The organism is Acinetobacter sp. UBA2063, assembly GCF_002333245.1.
GTDB classification, from domain to species: Bacteria; Pseudomonadota; Gammaproteobacteria; order Pseudomonadales; family Moraxellaceae; genus Acinetobacter; species Acinetobacter parvus.
In genome coordinates this window covers 2,125-2,575 of record NZ_DDAH01000179.1, presented here as the reverse complement: position 1 = coordinate 2,575, position 451 = coordinate 2,125, and the positions used below count along the sequence as shown (strand labels likewise).

General features: G+C 54.3%; 1 protein-coding gene. It reads left to right on the top strand.

Annotated features, from left to right (window positions below; all coding sequences use genetic code 11):
* The coding region (locus B4H32_RS08645; RefSeq protein ID WP_286802069.1) for a response regulator at window positions 1-451 on the top strand (451 nt) is incomplete at both ends.

Genomic DNA, 451 nt, shown 5'->3' with positions numbered 1-451 from the left:
GGCGCACCAGATCATCGTTGATCAGCGCCCCGCACTTATTTTGCTGGACTGGATGCTTCCAGGGGGAGTCAGCGGTGTGGATTTGTGCCGTCGCCTGAAACGTGATGAAAATCTGGCAGAAATCCCAGTCATTATGCTAACGGCTCGTGGGGAGGAAGACCATAAGGTACAGGGTCTCGATGCAGGTGCGGATGACTACATGACCAAACCATTCTCCACCCGTGAACTGGTGTCACGCATCAAGGCGGTGTTGCGCCGTGCCAATGCGCTCAGCGGTGAAAAAGTGATTGATGCCAACGGCCTGATGCTTGATCCTGTCAGCCAGCGAGTTAGTTTTGGAAACAGTATCCTTGAGATGGGCCCGACTGAGTACCGCTTGTTGGCATTCTTTATGACCCATCCTGAACGTGCCTATACCCGTGCCCAATTGCTGGATCAGGTCTGGGGGGGT